This is a genomic window from Marinobacter sp. (genome assembly GCF_034669625.1).
Classification (GTDB): domain Bacteria; phylum Pseudomonadota; class Gammaproteobacteria; order Pseudomonadales; family Oleiphilaceae; genus Marinobacter.
This window is the reverse complement of the sequence record NZ_JAXMOY010000017.1, coordinates 42,352-65,785: the sequence shown is the minus strand read 5'-3', so window position 1 is coordinate 65,785 and position 23,434 is coordinate 42,352. Positions and strand designations below refer to the sequence as shown.

General features: G+C 54.3%; 18 protein-coding genes. 2 read left to right on the top strand and 16 right to left on the bottom strand.

Annotated elements, in window-relative coordinates:
* Positions 1–43: 43 nt before the first annotated feature.
* The 10 genes from cmk to VOI14_RS13315 all read right to left on the bottom strand — a co-directional run bounded on the left by cmk (position 44) and on the right by VOI14_RS13315 (position 12,471).
* Positions 44–724: a (d)CMP kinase gene (gene cmk / locus VOI14_RS13360; RefSeq protein WP_323752540.1), complete on the bottom strand. Its 681-nt coding sequence runs from the start codon at positions 722–724 to the stop codon at positions 44–46.
* Positions 724–2,985 carry a bifunctional prephenate dehydrogenase/3-phosphoshikimate 1-carboxyvinyltransferase gene (locus VOI14_RS13355; RefSeq protein WP_416361428.1) on the bottom strand — a complete coding sequence of 754 codons (2,262 nt, stop codon included), beginning with the start codon at positions 2,983–2,985 and terminating at the stop codon, positions 724–726. The genes cmk and VOI14_RS13355 overlap by 1 nt, the downstream gene beginning before the upstream one ends.
* Positions 2,954–4,078, bottom strand: a complete 1,125-nt coding sequence (gene hisC, locus VOI14_RS13350; protein WP_323752538.1) for a histidinol-phosphate transaminase — start codon at positions 4,076–4,078, stop codon at positions 2,954–2,956. The genes VOI14_RS13355 and hisC overlap by 32 nt, the downstream gene beginning before the upstream one ends.
* A 32-nt stretch (positions 4,079–4,110) precedes the next feature.
* Complete coding sequence (pheA, locus tag VOI14_RS13345) at positions 4,111–5,208, bottom strand: prephenate dehydratase (protein WP_323752537.1); 1,098 nt, start codon at positions 5,206–5,208, stop codon at positions 4,111–4,113.
* A gap of 2 nt (positions 5,209–5,210) precedes the next feature.
* On the bottom strand, positions 5,211–6,293 hold the full coding sequence (serC, locus tag VOI14_RS13340) for a 3-phosphoserine/phosphohydroxythreonine transaminase (RefSeq protein ID WP_323752536.1): 1,083 nt from the start codon (positions 6,291–6,293) through the stop codon (positions 5,211–5,213).
* Positions 6,290–8,908, bottom strand: coding sequence for a DNA gyrase subunit A (gene gyrA / locus VOI14_RS13335; RefSeq protein WP_323752535.1), 2,619 nt, complete (start codon positions 8,906–8,908; stop codon positions 6,290–6,292). The genes serC and gyrA overlap by 4 nt, the downstream gene beginning before the upstream one ends.
* Before the next feature lie 126 nt (positions 8,909–9,034).
* Entirely contained in the window at positions 9,035–9,889 is an 855-nt protein-coding gene (gene purU, locus VOI14_RS13330; RefSeq protein WP_323752534.1) for a formyltetrahydrofolate deformylase, read from the bottom strand.
* 626 nt (positions 9,890–10,515) lie between these two features.
* Complete coding sequence (locus tag VOI14_RS13325) at positions 10,516–11,250, bottom strand: anti-sigma factor domain-containing protein (protein WP_323752533.1); 735 nt, start codon at positions 11,248–11,250, stop codon at positions 10,516–10,518.
* Positions 11,247–11,702 carry a sigma-70 family RNA polymerase sigma factor gene (locus VOI14_RS13320; RefSeq protein ID WP_416361427.1) on the bottom strand — a complete coding sequence of 152 codons (456 nt, stop codon included), beginning with the start codon at positions 11,700–11,702 and terminating at the stop codon, positions 11,247–11,249. Before VOI14_RS13320 ends, VOI14_RS13325 begins: the two co-directional genes overlap by 4 nt.
* Before the next feature lie 217 nt (positions 11,703–11,919).
* On the bottom strand, positions 11,920–12,471 hold the full coding sequence (locus VOI14_RS13315; RefSeq protein ID WP_323752532.1) for a DUF3455 domain-containing protein: 552 nt from the start codon (positions 12,469–12,471) through the stop codon (positions 11,920–11,922).
* 362 nt (positions 12,472–12,833) lie between these two features.
* Here VOI14_RS13315 and ggt point away from each other — a divergent pair, with 362 nt between their 5' ends.
* A complete protein-coding gene (gene ggt / locus VOI14_RS13310; protein WP_323752541.1) occupies positions 12,834–14,525 on the top strand; it encodes a gamma-glutamyltransferase in 1,692 nt (563 codons plus the stop codon).
* A gap of 29 nt (positions 14,526–14,554) precedes the next feature.
* Here ggt and yghU read toward each other — a convergent pair whose 3' ends face one another.
* Positions 14,555–15,427: a glutathione-dependent disulfide-bond oxidoreductase gene (gene yghU / locus VOI14_RS13305; RefSeq protein ID WP_323752531.1), complete on the bottom strand. Its 873-nt coding sequence runs from the start codon at positions 15,425–15,427 to the stop codon at positions 14,555–14,557.
* Between the two features lie 197 nt (positions 15,428–15,624).
* Between yghU and VOI14_RS13300 the strand changes: the two genes are divergently transcribed.
* Entirely contained in the window at positions 15,625–17,115 is a 1,491-nt protein-coding gene (locus tag VOI14_RS13300) for a helicase HerA-like domain-containing protein (protein WP_323752530.1), read from the top strand.
* Here VOI14_RS13300 and VOI14_RS13295 read toward each other — a convergent pair.
* The 5 genes from VOI14_RS13295 to VOI14_RS13275 form a co-directional block, all read right to left on the bottom strand.
* Positions 17,112–17,438 carry an MliC family protein gene (locus VOI14_RS13295; RefSeq protein ID WP_323752529.1) on the bottom strand — a complete coding sequence of 109 codons (327 nt, stop codon included), beginning with the start codon at positions 17,436–17,438 and terminating at the stop codon, positions 17,112–17,114. The genes VOI14_RS13300 and VOI14_RS13295 overlap by 4 nt on opposite strands.
* An 86-nt stretch (positions 17,439–17,524) precedes the next feature.
* Complete coding sequence (locus VOI14_RS13290) at positions 17,525–20,221, bottom strand: cation-transporting P-type ATPase (protein ID WP_323752528.1); 2,697 nt, start codon at positions 20,219–20,221, stop codon at positions 17,525–17,527.
* 209 nt (positions 20,222–20,430) lie between these two features.
* Positions 20,431–22,368 (bottom strand): CocE/NonD family hydrolase, encoded by a 1,938-nt coding sequence (locus VOI14_RS13285; protein ID WP_323752527.1) that lies wholly within the window; start codon positions 22,366–22,368, stop codon positions 20,431–20,433.
* Between the two features lie 170 nt (positions 22,369–22,538).
* Positions 22,539–22,967, bottom strand: a complete 429-nt coding sequence (locus VOI14_RS13280) for a DUF4399 domain-containing protein (RefSeq protein ID WP_323752526.1) — start codon at positions 22,965–22,967, stop codon at positions 22,539–22,541.
* A 116-nt stretch (positions 22,968–23,083) separates the two neighbouring features.
* Positions 23,084–23,431: a 4a-hydroxytetrahydrobiopterin dehydratase gene (locus VOI14_RS13275; RefSeq protein ID WP_323752525.1), complete on the bottom strand. Its 348-nt coding sequence runs from the start codon at positions 23,429–23,431 to the stop codon at positions 23,084–23,086.
* Between the last annotated feature and the right edge of the window lie 3 nt (positions 23,432–23,434).

Here is a 23,434-nt window from a genome sequence, read left to right as displayed (position 1 = left end):
AATATTTTGCTGACTCCGGCATTCCAACGACAAAAAGGTGTAGTCAGGCCTGACCTGCTGCGGCCATACACCTGTCTAACACCTCTTCTATACTCAAACCTGTAGAATCAATGACTTGCGCATCATCTGCAGGCTTAAGAGGGGCCGCAGATCGGTTCATATCCCGATCATCACGTACCCGAATCTCGTCTAAAACGGCGTCAATAGTAACATCGACCCCCGCTTCCTTCAACTGATTATACCTGCGCCGAGCACGCTCTTCGGCACTTGCCGTCAGGAAGATTTTTACCGGTGCGCCGGGAAAAACCACTGTACCCATATCCCGACCATCAGCCACCACGCCCGGCGCCTTCTGGAAATCTCTTTGACGCTGAAGTAAAGCATCCCGAACCGACTGCATCACGGCAACTTTGGATGCGTTGTTACCGCATGCCTCAGTACGGATGTCGGAAGTTACTTCCTCCCCGGCCAAGAGCACACGTACCGGTTGGCCAACAGCACCCGGTTCGAACTCCACGTCCAGAGTGGCAGCGACTTTCACCAAGCCGGCTTCATCGTCCAATGACACCCCCTGGCGGCTTGCAGCCAGGGCGGTAAGGCGATACAAGGCGCCGCTGTCTAGCAAGTGCCACCCTAGTTTTCGGGCCAACATCTGGGTAATCGTGCCTTTACCGGCACCGCCAGGGCCATCAACTGTAATAACCGGGGCCTTGCTATCTACCATTAAGAACCACCTACTGTATTGATATTGAAACCTGTCTGTTTTGCCAACTCAACGAAATCCGGGAACGATGTAGTCACGTTCGAACAATCATTAATCGTAATCGGGCCTGTCGCCCGCAGAGACGCAACAGCGAAGGACATCGAAATCCGGTGATCTTCATGACTCTCAACGGTACCGGAGCCAATTGCCTGACCACCTTCGATGATGATGCCATCCGGGGTTACGGTGGTTTCAACACCGAGCGCCGCCAAACCATCCGCCATCACCTGAATCCGGTCACTCTCTTTGACCCGCAGTTCTTCAGCACCACGAAGCACCGTGCGGCCCTTGGCACAGGTCGCCGCGATAAACAGAACCGGGAATTCATCAATCGCCAACGGCACCTGATCTTCAGGTATTTCAATACCGTGCAATTCAGCAGAACGAACTCGCAGATCGGCCACCGGCTCACCACCAATAACACGCTCTTCGAGCACCTCGATGTTGGCGCCCATCTGGCGAAGAATATTGATAACACCAACACGAGTCGGGTTCATGCCCACATGACGCAAGGTAAGATCAGAGTCCGACGCAATGGAGGCCGCGACCAAGAAGAAAGCCGCAGATGAAATGTCAGCAGGCACATCAATGAGCCCTGCTTCCAATTTACCACCCCCCATTACTTTTGCGGTCGCACCGTCCCGCTGCACGTCATAACCGAAGCCTTGCAGCATACGCTCGGTGTGATCACGAGTAGGCGCAGGCTCAGTCACCGACGTTGAACCGTTTGCGTACAGGCCAGCCAGCAACAGGCAAGATTTAACCTGCGCACTCGCCACCGGCATATCGTAATGAATTCCGGTCAGCGACTGGCCACCCTTAATCTTGAGCGGAGGGCGACCGCCTTCGGCCGTCTCAATCACGGCTCCCATGGTACGCAACGGATCAGCAACCCTGCCCATCGGGCGCTTTGACAAACTGGCGTCACCGGAAAGCTCCGAGTCGAACGGCTGCGCTGCTAACAATCCAGAAAACAAACGCATCGCAGTGCCTGAGTTGCCCAAATACAATGGGCCACGAGGCGCCTGCAAACCATGCATTCCAACACCGTGAATCCGGACCAGTCCGTTTTCCGGACCCTCGATGGTTACGCCCATGTCACGGAAAGCTTGCAGAGTGGCAAGGCTATCCTCACCTTCGAGAAAGCCTTTCACCTCGGTCACGCCTTCGGCTAGTGCGCCCAGCATAATGGAACGGTGCGAAATGGATTTATCACCAGGTACCCGGATGTCGCCGCAAACAGAACCGCCCGGCTGCATATGAAAAATAACTTGCTGATCACTATTGTTAGTCACGTACGCCTGCCCTGAAAGCATCTTCGTAAAATGTTCGCGCGCCGCCTTGGCACGACTGAAAACCCGGAGCAACGTCGTTCCATCACCATCGGCAATGGCACCCCGGAGTTCACCCAAATCGTGGGTAAAGTGGTCAATCACGCGCAATACTGCATCGCGGTTCGACAGAAAAATGTCATGCCACATCACGGGATCACTGGCTGCAATACGAGTGAAATCCCTGAAGCCTCCGGCAGCGTACCGGAAGATATCCAGATTCTCATCCTCACCAGCGAGTGTATCCACCAACGAGAACGCTATTAAATGCGGCAAATGACTGGTCGCGGCAAGTACCTCATCATGGTATGCCACCGACATGGTCAACACCGTCGCTCCGGTGCCTTCCCACAACCCCCTCAAACTAGCCAAGCTCGCACTATCGACGTTATCCGCCGGGGTCAGAATCACTTTATGGCGGACAAACAGTTCGGGGTTCGCCGCCCGGATACCGCTTTTTTCAGAACCGGCGATGGGGTGCCCCGGAATGACGTTCGGCGGGATCTCGCCGAAAACCGCTTCCACATCTGACGCGAAACTGGTTTTCGTGCTGCCCACATCCGACAACACGGTATCAATCCCCAACCAAGGTTTGATCTGCTCCAACACAGTTCGCGTTGCCCGCACAGGCACCGCCAACACAACCAGATCACTTCCCTCGACGGCCGCTTGCAGACTAGGTGCCGCCTGATCAATCACCCCGAGCTCAACGCCCAGTTCAAGCTCATCAGCACGCTGGTCAAAGCCAACGACGGAGCCCGCCAGCTTGTGCTTACGAATAGCGCTGGCGAACGAACCACCGATCAGGCCGAGACCAATAATCGCAACTCGTTTAAACGAAGGCGCGTTATCAGCCACCTTAGCCCCCTTTCCGCACAGACTGTAACGCATCTGACAGCGCCAGCAGAAAACGCTCATTTTCTTCGGGAAGACCCACCGATACACGCAGGTGGTTAGGCATGCCGTAACCTGCAACCGGACGGACAATCACGCCACGGCTTAGCAACGCTTGATAAACATCGGCCGACTGCTCGCCCACATCAACCGCAATGAAATTGCCTACCGACGGAATGAAAGCCACCCCGATTTTCTTAAAGCCTTCCGCCAACTGCAGCAAACCAGCTTCATTCACCTCGCGCGAACGGCTCAAATAGGCATCATCATCAAGGACGGCAGCCGCTGCCGCCAACGCGATGGCGTTAACATTGAAAGGCTGGCGCACACGATTCAGTACATCGGCAATAGCAGGAGAGCTGATGGCGTAACCAACTCGCATCGCAGCCAATCCCCAAGCTTTGGAGAAGGTACGGCACACAATCAGGTTCGGGAATCGCTCAAGCAGCTTGAGACCGTCAGGAAATTGGTCACCGGTCAGGTATTCGCAGTAAGCCTCATCCAAGACAACCAACACCCGCTCCGGGATGCGCTGCAGAAACGCGTCGATAGCCTCAGCAGTATGGACAGTGCCGGTCGGGTTATTCGGGTTAGCGACAAAGATCAGCCGGGTGCGTGCATTGATCGCTCCCGCCATGGCATCGAGATCGTGCCCCCATTCTTTTGCTGGAACCGACACACCTTTGGCGCCAATCGCCTGAGCCACCAGCGGGTAGACTGCAAAGGCGTATTGCGAGAAAACCACTTCACTGTCGGGCCCGGCAAAGCAACGCGCAATCACTTCCAGAACATCGTTGGAGCCATTACCCAAGGTAATCTGATTCATGGCCACGCCGAACCGGTTCACCAGCGCCTGCTTCAACGCAAATCCGTTACCATCCGGATACAAACACAACTCTTCCAGCGCTTTTCGGGCAGCGGCCATGGCTTTTTCACTAGGCCCAAGAGGATTTTCATTACTGGCCAGTTTGATAATCTCCTCCGGATTCAAGCCCAGTTCACGAGCAAGCTCTTCAATGGGCTTTCCGGGCTGATAAGGAGACAGAGCCTGAACACCTTTCACCGCAAGACTCTGGTAATCCACTGCCATTCAACATTCCTCCGGGACACTTCAATCTGAGTTTAAAGCACGCCAATCGGGTAGGAACCCAGGCGTTTCAACTCCACAGCTTCTTCATTGATTTCGGCCAATACTTTATGCGCCAGCTGGTCCGACATATGCCCTTCAAAATCGATATAGAACACATAAGCCCAGGTGCCGCTTGGCGATGGCCGGGTCTCGATGCGGGTCAGGCTGATGCCTTCGCGATGGAATGGCTCCAATAACTGATACAACGCGCCCGGTTTGTTGCGCATCGACACCAAAATGGACGACTTGTCCTGACCACTGGCTTCGACCTCTTCCCGTCCGATAATCAGGAACCGGGTGGTATTGTCCGGGCGGTCTTCAATGCTGCTGGACAGCACATCCAAACCGTAGAGCTCAGCCGCCATGTCCCCGGCAATCGCAGCCGAACCCGGTTCTTCTGCGGCACGACGGGCCGCCTCGGCGTTGCTCGAAACGGTAATCCGTTCGATTCCAGCACGATGCGTATCCAGCCACTGACGACACTGCGCAAATGACTGCTGGTGTGAATAGATCCGGGTAATCTCGTGTTCTTTAAACTGGGGGGACACCATCAGATGGTGATGAATACGAAGCTGAACCTCACCGCAAATTTTCAGCGGCGATGCCATGAACATATCGAGGGTATGGTTAACCATGCCTTCCGTTGAGTTCTCGACCGGTACGACACCGTAATGGGCAGAGCCGGATTCAACCTCACGGAACACCTCATCAATCGCCGGCATGGGCACACTGATGACGGAATGGCCAAAATGCTTGAGTGCAGCCGCTTGGGTGAAGGTACCCAACGGCCCGAGGAAGGCGATATGCATCGGCTTCTCAAGCGCCAGACACGCCGACATAATTTCCCGAAACAGGCGTGCCATTTCTTCCGCCGGCAAGGGCCCAGGATTTGCTTCTTTAATCTTGCGAAGTACCTGTGCTTCCCGCTCCGGGCGGTAGAAGAACACATCCTGCCCAGGGTTCGCAGCCATTTTTACATGGGCTACTTCCTGCGCGCAGGCGGCTCTGGCACTGATCAGTTTCATGATCTGCTGATCAAGGCTGTCGATTTCGTCCCGAAGTTCGCTCAGGCGGGCCTTCTCATCGGTCATGATCAGCCCCGCTCCTTGGCGAATTCCGCCATATACTCAATCAAAGCGTCCACGCCTGCTTCCGACATGGCATTGTATAAGCTTGCACGCATGCCACCCACAGAGCGGTGACCAGCTAGATTGAGTAATCCGCGAGCGTTCGCACCCTTCAGGAATTCACCATTCAGAGCGTCATCCCCCAAGGTGAACGGTACGTTCATCCAGGAACGGAAACGTGGATTAATGGGGTTGGCATAAAAGTCACTATCATCAATAAAGCCGTACAGTTTGCTGGCTTTACGGGCGTTCATCTCACCCATCGCCTTTACGCCCCCCTGCTCCTTCAACCACTTGAACACTAGGCCGGCAAGGTACCAGGAATAGGTCGCAGGCGTGTTGTACATAGAACCGTTGTCGGCGATGACTTGATAATTCATCATCGTCGGCGTTTCTTTGCGGGCCTTGCCCAGCAGATCCTTACGAACAATGACGACCACCAGCCCGGATGGACCAATATTCTTCTGAGCGCCGGCGTATATCAGGCCGTACTTCGAGACATCGAGTGGGCGAGACAGAATCGTCGATGACATATCCGCCACCAGAGGGACCGAGCCGCTCTCCGGCACGAAGTCATACTCCAAACCACCGATGGTTTCGTTAGGCGTGTAATGCAAGTAGGCCGCATCTGGACTGGTTGCCCAGCTGGACTGATCCGGAATGGTGGTGAAACCGCTGTCTTCCGAGCTGGCCGCCACATTCACATTGCCGAAGCGTTTAGCTTCAGCAATGGCTTTCTTGGACCAGATCCCGGTGTTTACGTAGTCTGCTGTGGCATTCTCACCCATCAGGTTCAGCGGGATAGTCGCGAACTGACTGGAAGCGCCACCTTGCATGAACATGACGGCGTAATCATCTGAAATACCAGCCAGTTCTCGCAGATCTTTCTCGGCTGTCTCAGCGATGGATACAAACTCGTCACTGCGGTGACTCATTTCCATCACTGACATGCCAGTGCCGCGCCAATCCAGCAGCTCACTTTCTGCCTGCTTCAGCACAGCTTCCGGCAGCGCAGCCGGACCGGCACAGAAGTTAAACGCCCTGCTCATTCTTCAGTTTCCTCGCCTGCGGCACCTTCATCAGCACCTGACTCTGTATTACCTTCAACGCCAGCGCCGTCTTCATCCTCGTCATCGGATTCCGCGATACGCTCAACACCGACCAGTCGTTCATCTTCCTGAGCCAAACGAATCAGGCGCACACCCTGGGTGTTACGGCTAAGAACCGACACTTCATCTGTACGGGTGCGCACAAGCGTGCCCTTATCAGAGATCAGCATCATCTCGTCGCCTTCAAACAACTGAAGGGCCGTTACCAGATTACCGTTACGCTCAGAACACTGCATAGCGATGACGCCTTGGCTGCCGCGGCTATAGGCCGGGAACTCATCAATGGCGGTACGCTTACCATAACCGTGCTCACTGGCTGTCAACAACACCCCACCTTCCTGCGGAATAATCAACGACACCACATGATGACCTTCCGGCATCTTGATACCGCGAACACCACGGGCGGTCCGGCTCATCGGACGAACCTGCTCTTCGTTGAAGCGAACCGCCTTACCAGCGGTCGAGAACAGCATAACTTCGGCATCGCCATTGGTGATGGCTGCGCCGATCAAGGTGTCACCTTCGTCCAGGTTCAGCGCAATCAAACCGCTGCTGCGCGGACGGGAGAAGTTCGGCAGAGGCGTCTTCTTGACGACACCTGCAGACGTTGCCATCAGCACGAACTGATCTTCAGGATAATCACGAACCGGCAGGAACGTGGTAATACGCTCATCCCCGTCCAACGGCAAAATATTAACCATTGGGCGACCACGGGAGCCGCGGCTACCACGAGGTATCTCGAAAACGCGCAGCCAGTAAACCTTGCCACGGTTCGAGAAGCACAAGATAGTGTCGTGAGAGTTCGCCACCAAGAGCTTCTCGATAAAGTCTTCGTCTTTCATGGCCGTCGCCGCTTTACCACGACCACCGCGGCGCTGGGCCTGATAGTCTTCGACGGCCTGTGTTTTGGCATAACCGGTATGAGAAATGGTAACGACCAGATCTTCTTCATCAATCAGGTCGGCGATGGTCAGATCGCGCTGGGAACTGGTAATTTCAGTAAGACGCTCGTCACCAAATTCAGCAACAACCGCTTCCAACTCTTCACGGATAACCGACATGAGACGATCCGGATCGCCAAGAATGTCCAACAGGTTCGCGATCTTTTCCAGAATATCTTTGTACTCGTTCTGGAGCTTTTCAGTTTCCAGTCCGGTCAGGCGGTGCAGACGCATGTCCAGAATCGCCTGAGTCTGCTCAGGGGACATGTAATACAGGCCGTCACGCAGACCGTAGACTTCCGGCAGGTCATCCGGACGGCAAGCGTCCTCTCCTGCACGCTCCAGCATGGCCAGAACATCACCGGGAGCCCAACCACGGCTCATCAACTTCTCTTTCGCCTCGACCGAGGTCGGAGAGGCTTTGATCAGCTCAATCATCTCGTCGATGTTGGCCAGAGCAACAGTCAGACCTTCCAGAATATGGCCACGCTCACGAGCTTTACGCAGCTCAAAGATGGTACGGCGAGTCACCACTTCACGGCGGTGGCGCACGAACGCATCCAGCATTTCTTTCAGGTTCAGCGTCTTTGGTTCGCCATTGATCAGCGCAACCATGTTAATACCGAACACGGTTTGCAGTTGGGTCTGCGCAAACAGGTTGTTAATCACAACTTCCGGGTTTTCACCACGACGCAGCTCAATAACAACCCGGATGCCTTCCTTGTTGGACTCGTCACGCAATTCAGTGATGCCCTCAAGGCGTTTCTCTTTTACCAGTTCCGCAATCTTCTCGATCAGACGCGACTTGTTCAGCTGGTACGGCAGCTCCGTAATGATGATGGCATCGCGCTTGGTCTTGGCATCATGCTCGACCTCGTGACGGGCACGAATGTAAATCCGGCCACGGCCTGTACGGTATGCTTCAACGATGCCCGCACGGCCATTGATGATGCCTTGAGTCGGGAAATCCGGGCCGGGGATGTGTTCCATCAGCTCATCGATGGTCAGGTCCGGATTTTCAATCAAGGCAAGACAACCATTAATGACTTCAGTCAGGTTGTGCGGTGGAATGTTGGTTGCCATACCAACGGCAATACCGGAGGAACCGTTCACCAACAGGTTCGGTACCCGGGTAGGCATAACTTCCGGAATTCGCTCGGAACCGTCGTAGTTATCGACGAAATCAACCGTTTCTTTCTCAAGATCTGCCAGCAGCGAGTGAGCCACTTTCTCCATGCGGATTTCGGTGTAACGCATGGCGGCCGCGTTATCACCGTCGATGGAACCGAAGTTACCCTGACCATCAACCAGCGGGTACCGGAGAGAGAACGGCTGGGCCATACGAACGATGGTGTCGTATACAGCAGAGTCACCGTGAGGGTGATACTTACCGATAACGTCACCTACCACACGGGCAGATTTCTTGTACGCCTTGTTCCAGTCATTGCCCAGTTCGGACATGGCGAACAGCACCCTACGATGCACTGGCTTGAGGCCATCCCTTACATCCGGCAATGCTCGACCTACAATTACGCTCATGGCGTAATCGAGGTAGGACTGTTTCAACTCGTCTTCAATATTGACCGGCAGGATCTCTTTGGCTAATTCACCCATCGAGAAAGGTTCCTTTGCGTTATCTGGAAGTCGTCTCGAGGCCGTGTCCCGGCCTCGTCTTTATTCTTCATCAAGCCGCCCAGCATACCATAGTCCCAACAGACCCGGGGTAGCCGTAGCGACTTGTTAATCAAACACTACCGTCTTGTTTTCGTAGGTAATCACGCGATCTTCAACGTGCGAACGAAGACCCCGAGCCAAAACGTTCTTTTCAACGTCTTTACCCAGACGGACCATGTCCTCAATCGAATCCCGGTGACTGATACGAATCACGTCTTGCTCAATGATCGGACCTTCGTCCAGGTCCTGAGTCACGTAATGACAGGTTGCCCCGATCAGTTTCACACCGCGGCTGTATGCCTGGTGGTATGGCCGCGCTCCGGCGAACGAGGGCAGAAAGCTGTGGTGAATGTTAATCACCTTGCCCGCGTACTTCTCGCATAAGCCCGCTGGCAGTATTTGCATATAGCGCGCCAAAACAATGACATCGGCTTCGTACTTGTCGAGCAGCTCTTCAATCTGGCCAAAGGCCTCAGCTTTATTTTCCTTGCTCACCGGAACGTGGTGATACGGAATGTCATGCCATTCCACCATGCGACGTAAATCATCATGGTTGGAAATCACGGCCGCCATTTCGGCATTCAACTCTTTGCTGTGCCAGCGATGAAGGAGATCCGCCAAACAATGGGATTCCTTGCTGCACATCAGGACCACACGCTTTGGACGCGCCGAATCGGCAATATGCCAGCGCATATTGAACTCACGAGCAATCGGCTCAAATGCTGCGCGGAATTGGTCCAATCCGAAGGGAATTGATTCAGCTTTGATCTGGTGCCGCATAAAGAACCAACCAGACTGGGTATCTGAATGGTGACTCGCCTCGGTAATCCAGCCGTTATAGGTGGACAGAAAATTACTCACCTTGGCAACTATTCCCGTCCTGTCCGGACAAGAAATAACAAGACGATAGGTATGCTCCATTAAGCCATTCCTTAACTAAAATCCGGGGAAAGCGAATGCGTTAGAAAACCACCAGCGAAGACGCACGAGGAACTATCAACACGCACCTATAAAAATGACCAGCTATGATAGCGTATATGACCGCCAGAAACGAGGATTCCCCATGCACGACAGTTACCACAGCCTCGACATTAAACTTCGCTCAAGGCTCCTGTGGAGCCTGACAGCATCAATGCTGCTAAGTTTGATGTCATTTTCTACGTTTGCCAGGAACGAGCCGCCAACCAATTAAACACTGGCCAGCCACCAAAGCCACCTTTTACAGGGAAGAATGATTCGCACCCCAACCCAGCGAAGTACTCAAACAACCCGAGTTGGCCGCCGCCCTTCAACGCACTGCCGATAAGGGCATCAAAGGCTTTTACGAAGGAAAAACGGCGCGCCTGCAGCTGGCGGCATACCCCGAGTTGAAACCGGTTACTCTGGAGGCATCACGTGCGAACGCCATGGAGGCGACAAAAGCTATCCTTCAGGCGCGAGGGTGAGAGCTTGCTAACACCCTTGAAGCCACCGCAACCACCAGCTGGTTCGGATTCAAGGCTTTCTCGAGGACCCGGCGGCGTACGGGTAACACAATAATGGGTTATTTATAGCATTATCACAGCGCGCCCGATTGATTGAATCGGCCCGGTTGGCTTTCCGGTAGGAGAGCCTGACGCTTGCTCCACCGTAAATTCAAACAGCTGGTCTTCGATGAGCGGAGGCAATTGATCGATAGCAACTTTTAACGGCTCACCTTTCCTGACCAATCCTAAAGAGACTGGCGCCTCCCAACCTTCTGCTTTGGTCCAGAACTGAAGCGCTTTGCCGTCTGGAATGTCTACCGCGGCCAGAGGTACGAGCTGCATCTGGCTGGCATGACTTGCTTGAATCACCCAGCTCGGCGTTCTGTCTTCGGGCGCGACCAAGACTGCAATAAAGCTTGGCCCGCCCGTGGCTGGTTCCAAGACTTGCAGTTGAAGCCCGAGAACGACAGCCAGTAATAGGCAAGCTGCAGACAGCCCTCGCCACAAAGACAGGTTGCTCCAGAATGAAGTGCTTCTTTCCGTCTTAGGGGCCGCGTTTGCTCTCTGGCTCTGATCCATTGCGTCCAGACTTCGCTCAATACGAGCAGACAGCGGCTGAGGGGCGGGCACAGGTTCTAATTGATCCGTAATCGATAAAAAATGTTCTTGCCACTGATTCACCTGCTTTTGTAGTTCTATGCTTCCGGCCAATCGGATTTCAAAAGCAGCACGTTCTTCCGTACTTAATGTTCCAAGCACATATTGCCCTGCCAAAGAGTTATCCGTTTCAGGAGTATTGTTTTCATGATTGTTCATTGCAAACACTCCTTTAAGGCATTCAGGCTGCGCTTAATCCAAGACTTTACCGTACCAAGAGGCTTATCAAGCAAGTTGGCTATTTCGTCTTGTGTATAACCATCTACATAGGCATGTAAAACACAGAGCTTACGCTCAGGCTCTAGCCGGTCTAAGCATTTATGAAGGGCCGCCTGCCCGAGGTGATCTTCAGCGAGTTCGGAGAAATGATCAGGCTGGTGCTCTGCCTCCATGGCTTTTTTGTCGCAGAGGTCGAGTAAAAAGTCGGGCTCAGCAAGAACTCTTCGCTTGCTGTATTTCAGCGCATTCAGCGCCAGGTTTCGAGTCAGCGTATAAATCCAGCCACGAGCCGAGCCAAGGTTGGTATTGTAACTATGAGCACTTTGCCAGATTTTGATGAAGGCATCATGGACCACATCTTCCGCCAAAGGGCGGTTTTGCAGAATTCGCATCACAACTGCGAGCAATCTCGGTGTTTCCTGAGCATAGAGTTGCATTAGAGCGTGCCGGTTACCTTCTGCACAGTTTTTCAGAACACGTTCATAATCAAAAGTTGTTGATGGCGGCACGCAGTTCTTCCTAATGAAAAACCCAGCGTACAAGACCGGGCTTTTCAAGTCATTAAGGACACAAGGCTAAAGCTTCATGTAATGGCTGGGCGTAAAGAGGTTATTTAGCTTTCCAGAACAGATAGTCGCCAGAATAGTTCACGACAACTTTGTGGCCAATTTTATCGACGTTACAGCCTGCTTCCGGGGCCGCACCACCCTGTAAATTAATACGCTGAATATAGGTTACACCCTCTAAAGCGCCAGGCCGGATTGATGCATTAGCTTTCACCAACTGCATAGGTATGCTGCCTTTTGAAGAAGGTGCTACTGCTAATTGTGTTCCAGTGACTGAAGAGCCGTCTAATGACTCCCACGTCGCAGGAGGCCCAAAATAAGACACAGAATGCACTCCGTCTTTATCACTCAAAATAGCGCGTGGACCTGCGAAGGCCCAGCTTGCTTCTTTCATATTCTGCTCGCCAGCTTTGCACTCCCAAGTGATGTTGCCTTTCGCTGAGGTGTGCATGGCTACGATATTGCCCGCTGGAACCTGTACTTCGGTTGGCAGGTTATTCTGTGAAAAATCACCCGCGTACGATTGACTCGTTGCCGCCATCAACATGGATACCGCAGCCACTTGCAGGCCTCTTACAAAATATTGATTTTTCATAGTCGTTTTCCTATTTGATTGTGAGTTCCGATTTGCACAATAGTCAATGCCCTACTGCTAACCGGTACTACAATTCAGAACGCGTTCTGGATGCAGGAAAACGAAAAAACTTTCTGAAATATTCTGAAGGACTAAATTGTCGATCTCGACCCGAACAATGCGATTGGTGGCACTCTGGTGGATCAGCAGGTTACCGTCGTGTGTTGGACGCAGGGACGAGGAACTTTCACCACACACCCATAAAAATGGTCAGCTATGATAGCGTATGTGACCGTCAGAAATGAGGATCCCCCATGCACGACAGCTACCACAGCCTCGACATTAAACTTCGCTCAAGGCTCCTGTGGAGCCTGACAGCATCAATGCTGCTAAGTTTGATGTCATTTTCTACGTTTGCCAGCAACCAAGCTATTCTGGAAGGCGAACGATTCCATCCTACTCAAGGCAGTCTGGGCATGGTTGCCACCAGCCACACACTCGCGACCGACGTAGCGCTGGATGTACTGAAGAACGGCGGTAATGCGGTGGATGCGGCGGTAACCGCCGGCTTCGCCCTTGCCGTCACCCAACCGAGATCCGGCAACATTGGCGGTGGCGGTTTCCTGCTGTACTCGCCAGGTGACGGCAAAGCGCCGGAAGCGATTGATTATCGTGAAACCGCCCCTGCCGCCGCAACCGAAGCCATGTTTCAAGACAGCGACGGTAACGTGGTGAAAGAACGCAGCCGGTTCAGCCATCTGGCGGCGGGCGTTCCGGGCACTGTCGCCGGGCTGGCCCTCGCTCTGGAGCGCCATGGAACGATTTCGTTAAATGAAGCGCTCGCCCCGGCCATTCGCTTGGCGAAAGACGGATTCATCGTGCCCCATCGATTTACGATCGGACTGGAACGAGCCGCCAACCGATTAAAACGCTGGCCAGCCACCAAAGCCACCTTTTACAAGGAAGACGGTTCCGCACCTCAACCCGGCGAAGTGTTCAAACAACCCGAGTTGGCCGCCGCCCTTCAACGCATTGCCGATGAGGGCATCAAAGGCTTTTACGAAGGGAAAACAGCGCGCCTGATCGTTGACGAAATGCAGCGAAACGATGGCCTGATTACGCTGGATGACCTGAAGCGCTATCGCCCCACCATCCGCCAGCCGGTGCACGGCACGTACCGCGGATACGATATTTTTTCTATGTCGCCACCCTCCTCCGGCGGCACGCACATTGTGCAAATACTAAACATTCTGGAGGGCTACCCGATTGGTGACATGGGCCACAATTCTGCCACCACCATTCACTACATGGCTGAAGCTATGAAACTGGCCTACGCAGACCGCGCTCAATACCTTGGCGACACAGACTTCGTTGAAGTCCCTCTTGAAGGACTGACTGACAAGGAATACGCAACGGAACTGAGAAACACCATCTCACCCGACAAAGCTAGGCCTTCCAGTGAAATCAAACACGGCAAACCTGCGGATTGGGAAAGCCCTGAAACAACCCACTTCTCTGTCGTGGACCGTTGGGGCAATGCGGTGTCGAACACCTACACCATCAACTTCAGTTATGGCTCCGGCATTACCGTCGCGGGTGCCGGCTTTCTGTTGAACAACGAAATGGACGATTTCAGCGCCAAGCCCGGCGTACCGAACGCCTACGGACTCATCGGTGGGGAAGCCAACAAGATAGAGCCAGGCAAACGTATGCTCAGTTCCATGTCACCCACCATCGTGCGCAAAGGGGACAAAAACCATCTGGTGACCGGTAGCCCGGGCGGGTCACGCATCATCACCACTACTCTGCAAGTGCTGATGAACGTGATCGATCACAAGATGAACATTCAGACTGCGGTGAACGCACCGCGCATCCACCACCAATGGTTCCCGGATGAAATCCGCATCGAACAAGGTGTTAGCCCAGACACCATCAGCCTGCTTGAGGCCAAAGGTCACACCGTGACCACCAACACCGCCATGGGGGCGATTCAAAGCATCATGATTGGCGAAGACGGCACGCTTTACGGCGGCGCTGACGCCAGGCGAAGCACGTCTTCAGCCAAGGGCTTTTGAAAGAACACGAAAGCGGCGCGCCGCTTTCGTTATTTGCCGGACTCTAGCTTGTCCTGGGTCCGCAATTCAAAGTCACTTGCATCATGACGCTCATGCAGCTGTGACGACAAATCACCCCAAGCCTTATTAACCATCCGCCCTCGCTTAACCGCAGGGCGCTGAGCCACCTCATCCGTCCAACGCACCACGTTGGTGTAGGTGTGCGTCTCCAAAAACTCAGCCGCTTCGTACACCATGTTCTTCACCAGAGCGCCGTACCAAGGCCAGATGGCCATATCAGCAATGCTGTACTCGTCGCCCGCAATGTAGCGGTTATCCGCCAACTGACGATCCAGCACATCCAGCTGCCGCTTCACTTCCATCGCGTAACGGTTAATGGGGTACTCATACTTTTCCGGCGCGTATGCATAGAAATGCCCAAAGCCACCGCCCAGGAATGGAGCGCTGCCCATCTGCCAGAACAGCCAGTTCAAGGTTTCTATCCGTTTGGCAGGATCTTTCGATAAAAACTGCCCAAACTTCTCAGCCAGATACAGCAGAATGGAGCCGGACTCGAACACCCGCACAGCCGGATCTACACTATGATCCATCAACGCCGGAATTTTGGAGTTGGGGTTCACGTCCACAAAACCGCTACTGAACTGCTCCCCTTCCATGATGTTAACCATCCAAGCATCGTATTCCGCTTCCTTGATCCCCAGCTCAAGCAACTCCTCAAACATGATGGTCGCTTTCACCCCGTTCGGGGTCGCCAGAGAATACAACTGGAAAGGATGATCACCCACCGGCAAGTCTTTTTCATGAGTAGGACCCGCAACCGGGCGGTTGATATTGGAAAACTTGCTTTCACCCTCTTGGTGCCACTTCCACACCTTAGGCGGGGTGTATGTAGGATCGCTCATCAATAACTCCCGTAGTTAATAATCATGTGTCCACCGTATCAGCAACCGGTAACACTCACCATAACAAAGACATTACCCATTACACCGGTTATAAACCATACTGACAATCTCGCACTATCTGTAAGTCATCAAGGGCTAACCAGCCTCATTTCAGTAACGGTAAGCCTAACGCCTAATAATAACCAGAGGTACGCCAAGTGTCTGAAGATTCGGTTTTCATTGGCAAAGGCCGCCACATTCAGAACTTACTGTTACGCCGCGCTAACCGTCATGGCCTGATCGCTGGCGCCACCGGCACAGGCAAAACCGTCACCCTGCAAATCCTTGCCGAAGGCTTTTCCTCCCAGGGCGTACCGGTGTTCATGGCCGATGTAAAAGGCGACCTTTCCGGCATTTCACAACCGGGCACCACAAAACCCTTTCTAACCAAACGCGCTGCGCAGGTGGGCCTTGAACCCTATGCATTTGAAGGCTTCCCCACCGTTTTCTGGGATGTACTAGGCAAACAGGGCCACCCGATGCGGGCCACCATTTCTGATATGGGGCCGTTGTTGTTATCACGCCTGCTTGAGCTCAACGACACTCAGGAAGGCGTCATCAACATTGCGTTCAAACTGGCCGACGATCACGGCATGGCGTTGCTGGATCTGAAAGATCTGCGGGCGCTGATGACCTTCGTTGCTGAGCAATCCAAAGAACTCTCGGCGCTCTACGGCAACGTCAGCAAAGCCTCCGTCGGCGCTATACAGCGGCGCCTGTTACAACTGGAGCAACAAGGTGGCGATCATTTTTTCGGCGAACCAGCACTGGAACTTGCCGACCTGATGCGCTGTGATTCGGCCGGGCGCGGGCACATCAACTTGTTGGCCGCCAACCAGCTGATTGAACGGCCACGACTCTACGCCACCATCCTGCTCTGGTTGCTAGCCGAACTGTTTGAAGAGTTACCCGAGGTTGGAGACCCGGAAAAACCCAAACTGGTGTTCTTTTTCGACGAAGCCCATCTGTTGTTTGATGACGCGCCCAAGGCGCTGCTGCAAAAAGTCGAACAAGTGGTGCGACTGATACGCTCCAAAGGCGTAGGCGTTTATTTTGTGTCGCAGAACCCCACCGACATACCCGACAAAATACTGGGCCAACTCGGCAACCGGGTTCAGCATGCCCTACGGGCCTTCACTTCACGGGACCAGAAAGCCGTTCGAGCCGCCGCCTCGACCTTCCGACAAAACCCGGAGCTGGATACCGAAAAGGTCATCACGCAACTTGGCGTAGGCGAGGCACTCGTATCCACTCTCGATGATAAAGGCACGCCATCCATCGTGGATCAAACACTGATACGACCGCCCTCTTCCCGTTTGGGGCCTGCCGCCGCTAAAGAACGTAAAGCCATTCTCTCAGCCAGCGAATTTGGCGTTCGATACAATGAAGTGATTGACCGGGAATCGGCCTTCGAAAAACTGCAAAAGCGCGCAGAAGATGCCGCAAAAGAGGCCGAACAGGCCGCTGTCACCCACGAACGGGTCTACGAGGCGCCCACAAAGACAAGCAAAAAGCCCGCACCCAAACGGCGCGCATCCCGCCAGAGCGTGTTCGAAACACTGGCGAAAAGCATTGCGCGCACAATGGGCCGAGAAATGACCCGCGGCTTTTTGAGAGGGCTGCTGGGTTCCCTGTTTAAGGGGCGTTAAAGCGCGGTGCAACTCTCAAGAATATCACCGGAGCTTCCGCCGGCCCTATGCTTCAGCAAAAGGCCTTCAGCGTCGGAACCGGAGCCCTTCACCCACCATTCGATACCGCCGCCGACATACCGCGCGCCACTGCCGGAGACCGCTATGCTCATATCATAGCTGTTGCCCTTATAATCAACTTCGGCGGTGTCGCTGGTTCGATAGGAAACGGCTACCGTTTTACCACTCTCGCACTGATAGTTCTGAGTTACCGATGAGGGGATGCCCGCACAGGCAGAGATGAGAAGCGCTGAAGCGAGCGCCAACAAAGAATAAAGTTTCAAGCGTACCTCCATTGTAAGTAGGCAACCTGCCCGCAGCCTCTTCTAGAGGTCTTGATGAGGCGTATCGTGTGACAGGTGCGCTTAAATCAGGTTCGAATGCGATGCAGACGCAGGCGAAGCTGTTTCTCGGATTCAATGATCGCCAGAAGCGCTATCCCGACACAAATAACAATCACACCTTCCTGGAAAGGAACGGCGACAGTATCAAACAACGCCTGGAAGGGCGACAGGTACGTGATGGCGAACTGGGCAAGGGTTACGGCGATCACCGTGGCCCAGACCACCTTCGTTCCCCTAACTGCTTTCCAGGTCAGTGAGGTGCCGTAGATATTGCGAATGAAGAACAGATGGAACACCTCCATCACCACCAACGTGTTGAGCACCATTGTACGCGCTAGGTCAATGGAATAACCCTGAGCCATGGCATAGGCATAGATACCGAAGACCCCACCCAGAAACAGGGCCGACACAAGCACAATGTGCCATGCCAGCTCTCTGCTCAGCAGCGCCTCGTTTCTGGCGCGCGGCGGGCGACGCATGCTATTCGCTTCGCTCGGCTCAAACGCAAGGGCCATGCCGAGCGTGATCGAGGTGATTAAATTGACCCAGAGAATCTGGATCGGCGTAATCGGAAGTGTCATGCCGAACAGCAATGCCACAAAAATGCTCATGGCTTCCCCGGCATTGGTGGGCAACGTCCAGCTGATGACCTTTTTGATATTATCGTAAACCGTTCGACCTTCCCTGACCGCAGCCACGATTGATGCGAAGTTGTCATCGGCCAGAACAAACTCGGATGCTTCTTTGGCGGCCTCGCTGCCCTTACGTCCCATGGCGATACCAGCATCTGCACGTTTGAGCGCAGGCGCGTCGTTTACGCCGTCTCCGGTCATGGCCACAGTCATGCCTTGAAACTGCAGCGCCATGACTAAACGTAATTTGTGTTCTGGGCTGGTACGGGCAAATACATCCACATCCAGAACGGCGGCCGCCAGAGCACGCTCATCCATGCTATCGAGATCTGCACCGGTCAAAACCTTGTCGAAATTCTGTAGCCCAACCTGCTTTCCAATAGCCGTTGCGGTACCCTTGTGATCCCCGGTGACCATCTTCACGCGGATGCCTGCGCCCTGGCACTCAGCAATAGCGGAGATGGCTTCGAGGCGCGGCGGATCAATCAACCCCACCAAACCAATCAGCGTCAGCCCGTTTTCTACGTCCGAGAACTCAAGAACCGTATGTTCCGGCGCCACCGGTTGCAAAGCAAACGCCAGCACCCGTTGCCCCTGTGCCGCGATATTCTCCGCTTTGTTCTGCCAGTACACTTCATCAAGTGCCTCCGTGCTACCGGCAACCGTGCGCTGCGTGTTGCACATCGAGAATATCTGCTCGGGCGCGCCCTTCACGGAGACGTAGGCTTGATTGTCATGATTATGATTGAGCGTCGCCATGAAACGGTGCTTGGCGTCGAAGGGAATGACATCGGTGCGCGTCCAGCCGACTAACTTGTTACGGATATCGATGCCGATTTTGCCAGACATCGCCAACAAAGCCCCTTCCATGGGGTCGCCCTCCGCCGTCCAGGCGCCGTCACACTCCCGCAAGGAAGCATCGTTACACAGAGCCGAAACACGACCGAGTTCGTAGAGGGCATCGTGCTCCTGAGCGTTCACCACAACATCGTTAAGCTTGATATTGCCCTTGGGCTCATACCCGGCACCTTCTAGCGAGAACACTTCAGCACCCGTCACCACCGAAGCAACCATCATCTCGTTGCGTGTCAGAGTCCCGGTCTTGTCGGTACAGATAACCGATATCGACCCCAGCGTCTCGATGACGGGCAAGCGCCGAACAATCGCATTGCGCCGGGCCATTGCCTGTACGCCCACCGCCAACGCGATGGTCAAAACGGCGGGCAAGCCTTCGGGGATGGCCGCAACGAACAAGCCGACAACGGCCATAAAAATCACGGAGAATTCGAAATTCTGGACGAAATAGCCAAACATCAGAAGTGCAGCAGCGACGAGGAGAATCAAGGCCGTGAGCCACCGGGAAAACACGTTCATCTGCCGGATTAACGGGGTTGTCAAAACCTCGACGGAAGACAGCAGCCCGCTGATACGGCCAATTTCCGTGTTCGTACCCACGGCGACGACCACACCACGCCCCAAACCACTGGTCACAAGTGTGCCGCTATACGCCATGCACGTACGGTCGCCAAGAGGCGCAGTCGCACTAACGGGTTGGGTATGCTTTTCAACCGGGACAGACTCGCCCGTGAGAATGGATTCCTGAATCTGAAGCGCGCTTACACGAAGGAGCCTCAGGTCGGCTGGCACCTTGTCCCCTGCTTCCAGCAGAACAATGTCGCCGGGTACCAGAGCTTCGCCTTCAACCGAGCTCCGCACGCCTTCACGCAGCACCGACGCCTTCAGTGCCAGCATGCGACGAAGGGCGTTCATCGCCTTTTCCGCTTTACCTTCCTGAAAGAAACCGATACCCGCGTTGGCAATCACGACCGCCAGTATTACCAGCGTATCGGCCAAGTGCCCCAGTGCGGCGGTGATGACGGCGGCACCGAGCAAAACATAAATGAGAATATTATGAAAATGCCACAGAAAACGGATCAACGGGTTTCGTTTCGCTGCCGCCGGCAGTCGATTCGGTCCATATGCTTGAACACGCTTTGCCACCTCTTCGGATGACAGTCCTTGTTCATTGGCATTCAGAGCATCGATAACGCTCTGCGAGGCAAGCTCGTGCCACTTGCCGTCTGCGTCCATGGCATCAACACCTCACCGGTATCAGCGTGCACCGATTCGCTGCTGCGAACCGGGCGAACCAACTCACTCAACTCTCATTCAGTTTAGAGCCACTGCTTGAGTTCAGCTAATACCAGGAAAGTTTTTCACCAATCACTAACGATGCAGCAAACGCGGCCAGAACACCGATCCCCGAGACCGAATGCCCTAGCCGCCCCAGGCTTCAAAGACTAGGGTGCCGTGTTCAGCGATCCTTCTAACATCGGAAGCTGCACCGTGCCCGCCACATTCACAAAGGGTACCAAGGCATCCTGCGACCAGCTTTTTGGGTACTGCAAGTGATAACCGGACACCAACAACGCCAGCTCATCACCGGGTGCCAAGGACTCTGCCACGCCTACCATCTGAATGACGGCCTGATCTTTCAAGCCGCGCACCGGCATCACCTGATCGTCAATCAAGTCCCAGCGGCTTTCGCCTTCAGCTCGCTTACCCAAACCGACAAACACAATCGGATCACAGCCCGGCGCGTATGGGTCCAGCTCGATATCACAAGCAGATTTCCCGGTCAGATCCGACACCGTCAGTTTCATGGTCGGAATGCCGCCCAGAACGGCGCCTTCTTCACCCACTTTACCCAACATTAGAGCAAGTGGAGGCTGGGTGATGGTAGCAGCGGCTTCGTATCCAGACGCCACAGGTTGATCGGAAGCAAATGCTCGCTCAACCGCATAGCGGCCTGTAAGGATGTCGCTCTCACTGACCGGCGCCGGGAACTCATCCATGGGCACCATCACCGATTGATCATCGGCAAGCGACAAACACACGTTGGATTCGGTACCTTCGAAATAGCCCGACAACGGCTTACCCTGCAGATGATGCTCCAGCCAATTCAATGTGGCATCAGCTATCGAAATGCTACCGCAATGAAACTTTCCAGCCGCTCCCTGAAAGCCCGGAATTTCAAGCAAACCGGCCGCTGGGTCAACGTAGGTACCCGGTTGCGCTTCATCTGGCGCCTCTACCGGCAGTATGTGGCCCGTCTGATGGGTCAGCAGCCGCACATCCCCATTCGTTTGCGCCGACAGACATGAAAAGTTGCGCCACGCTTCGTTGAAGTTAAACAGCGTGTCCTTCATGCCTTGGGTCAGCAGCACATCAACGTTATTAAACGGTGTCGGAGGCACGTCGTAGGCAGGAGGATTAATCCGATAGGAAATCAGATCAGCGTCTCCCGAAACAGCCAGAGGTGCCCCTGCGCAACGATATGCCGGGCTGTGATAATAGACAAAGTCCAAGCCCGCCTCGGGGAACCGGTTCAAGGAAACGCCCTGCGCAAGACTTTCCCTTAAAATCGGATCCAGGCCGCCATTGCCCTTACCCGTCGAACCATTTTCGCCGATGCCAACCAGTATCAGATCCCAGCCGGTCTTAATCACCCCCCCGGGGTTCAGACTGTAACGTAAATCGTTCCACGTCATATCCGGCACCAAGGCATCTAGCCGTTGCTTCGGATCCAGGCCATGAAGAAGGAATTGGAAACCGCCCCCGTAACTTCCCCCGATGGCACCCGCCACCAGATTCGGATTCAACGCTTCGGGAAGGTCGGCTTCATTGCGAAACTGCAGGTAGTCCAGGTTGGCCTCCGCCCAATCAAGAATCTGCACCAGATCTTGCCCCTCGAACTCCGGGTCCATTACCCGCACGGTACCCGTACTTTCGCCAAAGCCACGCTGGTCGATGGAAATCACCGCGAAACCAGCGTCGCGGTAGCTATCGTAACCATCGGTGCTACGCGATCCGCCGAAGCCATGCCCTTGCAGAACAAGAGGATGCCCAGCTTCGCAGTCAATACCGCCCGTAGGCTCAAGCACCTGGAAAGTAATGGTCTCATTACTGGCGGAATTGAGCGAAACCGAATAACTGCGCCCCCCTTCACGGGGTGAGCCATCGGCACATGAAACCAGCACAGGGTTAGGCAATTCGCACTGCGGTGCCTGACTGTTACCGGGATTGTCGCAGGCTTGGGCCGGCGGATCTGTGCGTTCGGCTGTTTGATCAGACCCGCCGTTATCGGAACTAGAATCAATGCACCCAGTGACAGCAAACGCTAAGACCATCGGCGCCAAAGCAAAGCGAGCAGGTAGGAATGTAGAACGGGAGGGCATCGACTGTTCTCCTTATTGTGTTTTGATTAACCCAATAGAGAAAACGTGTCGTGGAAAAATACGTTCCCATGCAAAACCAGAAAGGCCTAACATGACATCATGGTGCGGCAGTCGTTCAATAATAAAATGGGTGGTCGTTCATCAAAAACAGCGCCAACCACCCATCTAAATCATTCAACTTTGATCGTGATTTTGTCGGAAATCACTGGCGAGCTGTGAGGCACGTGTGCGTGGTTGCCCAGTAAAAGCTGCAAAGTATGGGTGCCAGGGGCGAGTTTTATTTCGGTCTCCGTCTGGCCGCCGCCAAAATGCTTGATCTTATCAGTAGCCGGCAGTGGCTTACTCAGATCAGTTGGCACCTCGGTATCAATCAGAAGGTGATGGTGCCCGGTATTGCTTTTATCGACACCAGCCGGCGCCACACCCATATTCCGAAGACCAAACACCACTTTGACGTTTTGCTGAACCGTGGCCCCATCACTCGGTTGAACAAAGTAAACTTCCGCATTAGCCGGCGCTGATGACGTCATGCTGCCAGCGAAAGTACTCATCGGTGCAACCAGCAAAGCCGACAATAAGGTAATCGTGCTTTTTTTCATGCTCCTACCCCCTATCTCCGTTCACTGCCATCCTTGTTGGAGCAGAGCACGCAGCCTGTCCAACAACATAACAAGGCTAGACCAAGATGAGCATCGCTGCATATCCGGAATGGGAGTTACGGCAGCCGGGCAAACGCTGCGTCGGTCTTAGCCGCCATAACGAAGTCGTTCCGATGCAGACCGCCGATGGCGTGGGTCCACCAGCTGACGGTCACCTTGCCGTATTCCAAAAGAACAGCGGGATGGTGATTTTCTGCCTCGGCCAGGTCTCCCACCTGGTTGGTGAAAGCCTGAGCTTGAGCGAAGTTTTTGAACTTGAACACCTTCTGCAACTTTTCTTCGACATCCGCATCGACAAGGTTCCAGTCCGGGATTTGCCCATGCAGGAACGACCGCTCGTCCTCGGTTGCCTGGGGCGCGCCTTTGCGGCACGCCTCGCAGTGTTGCTTCGCCAATTCACTCATATT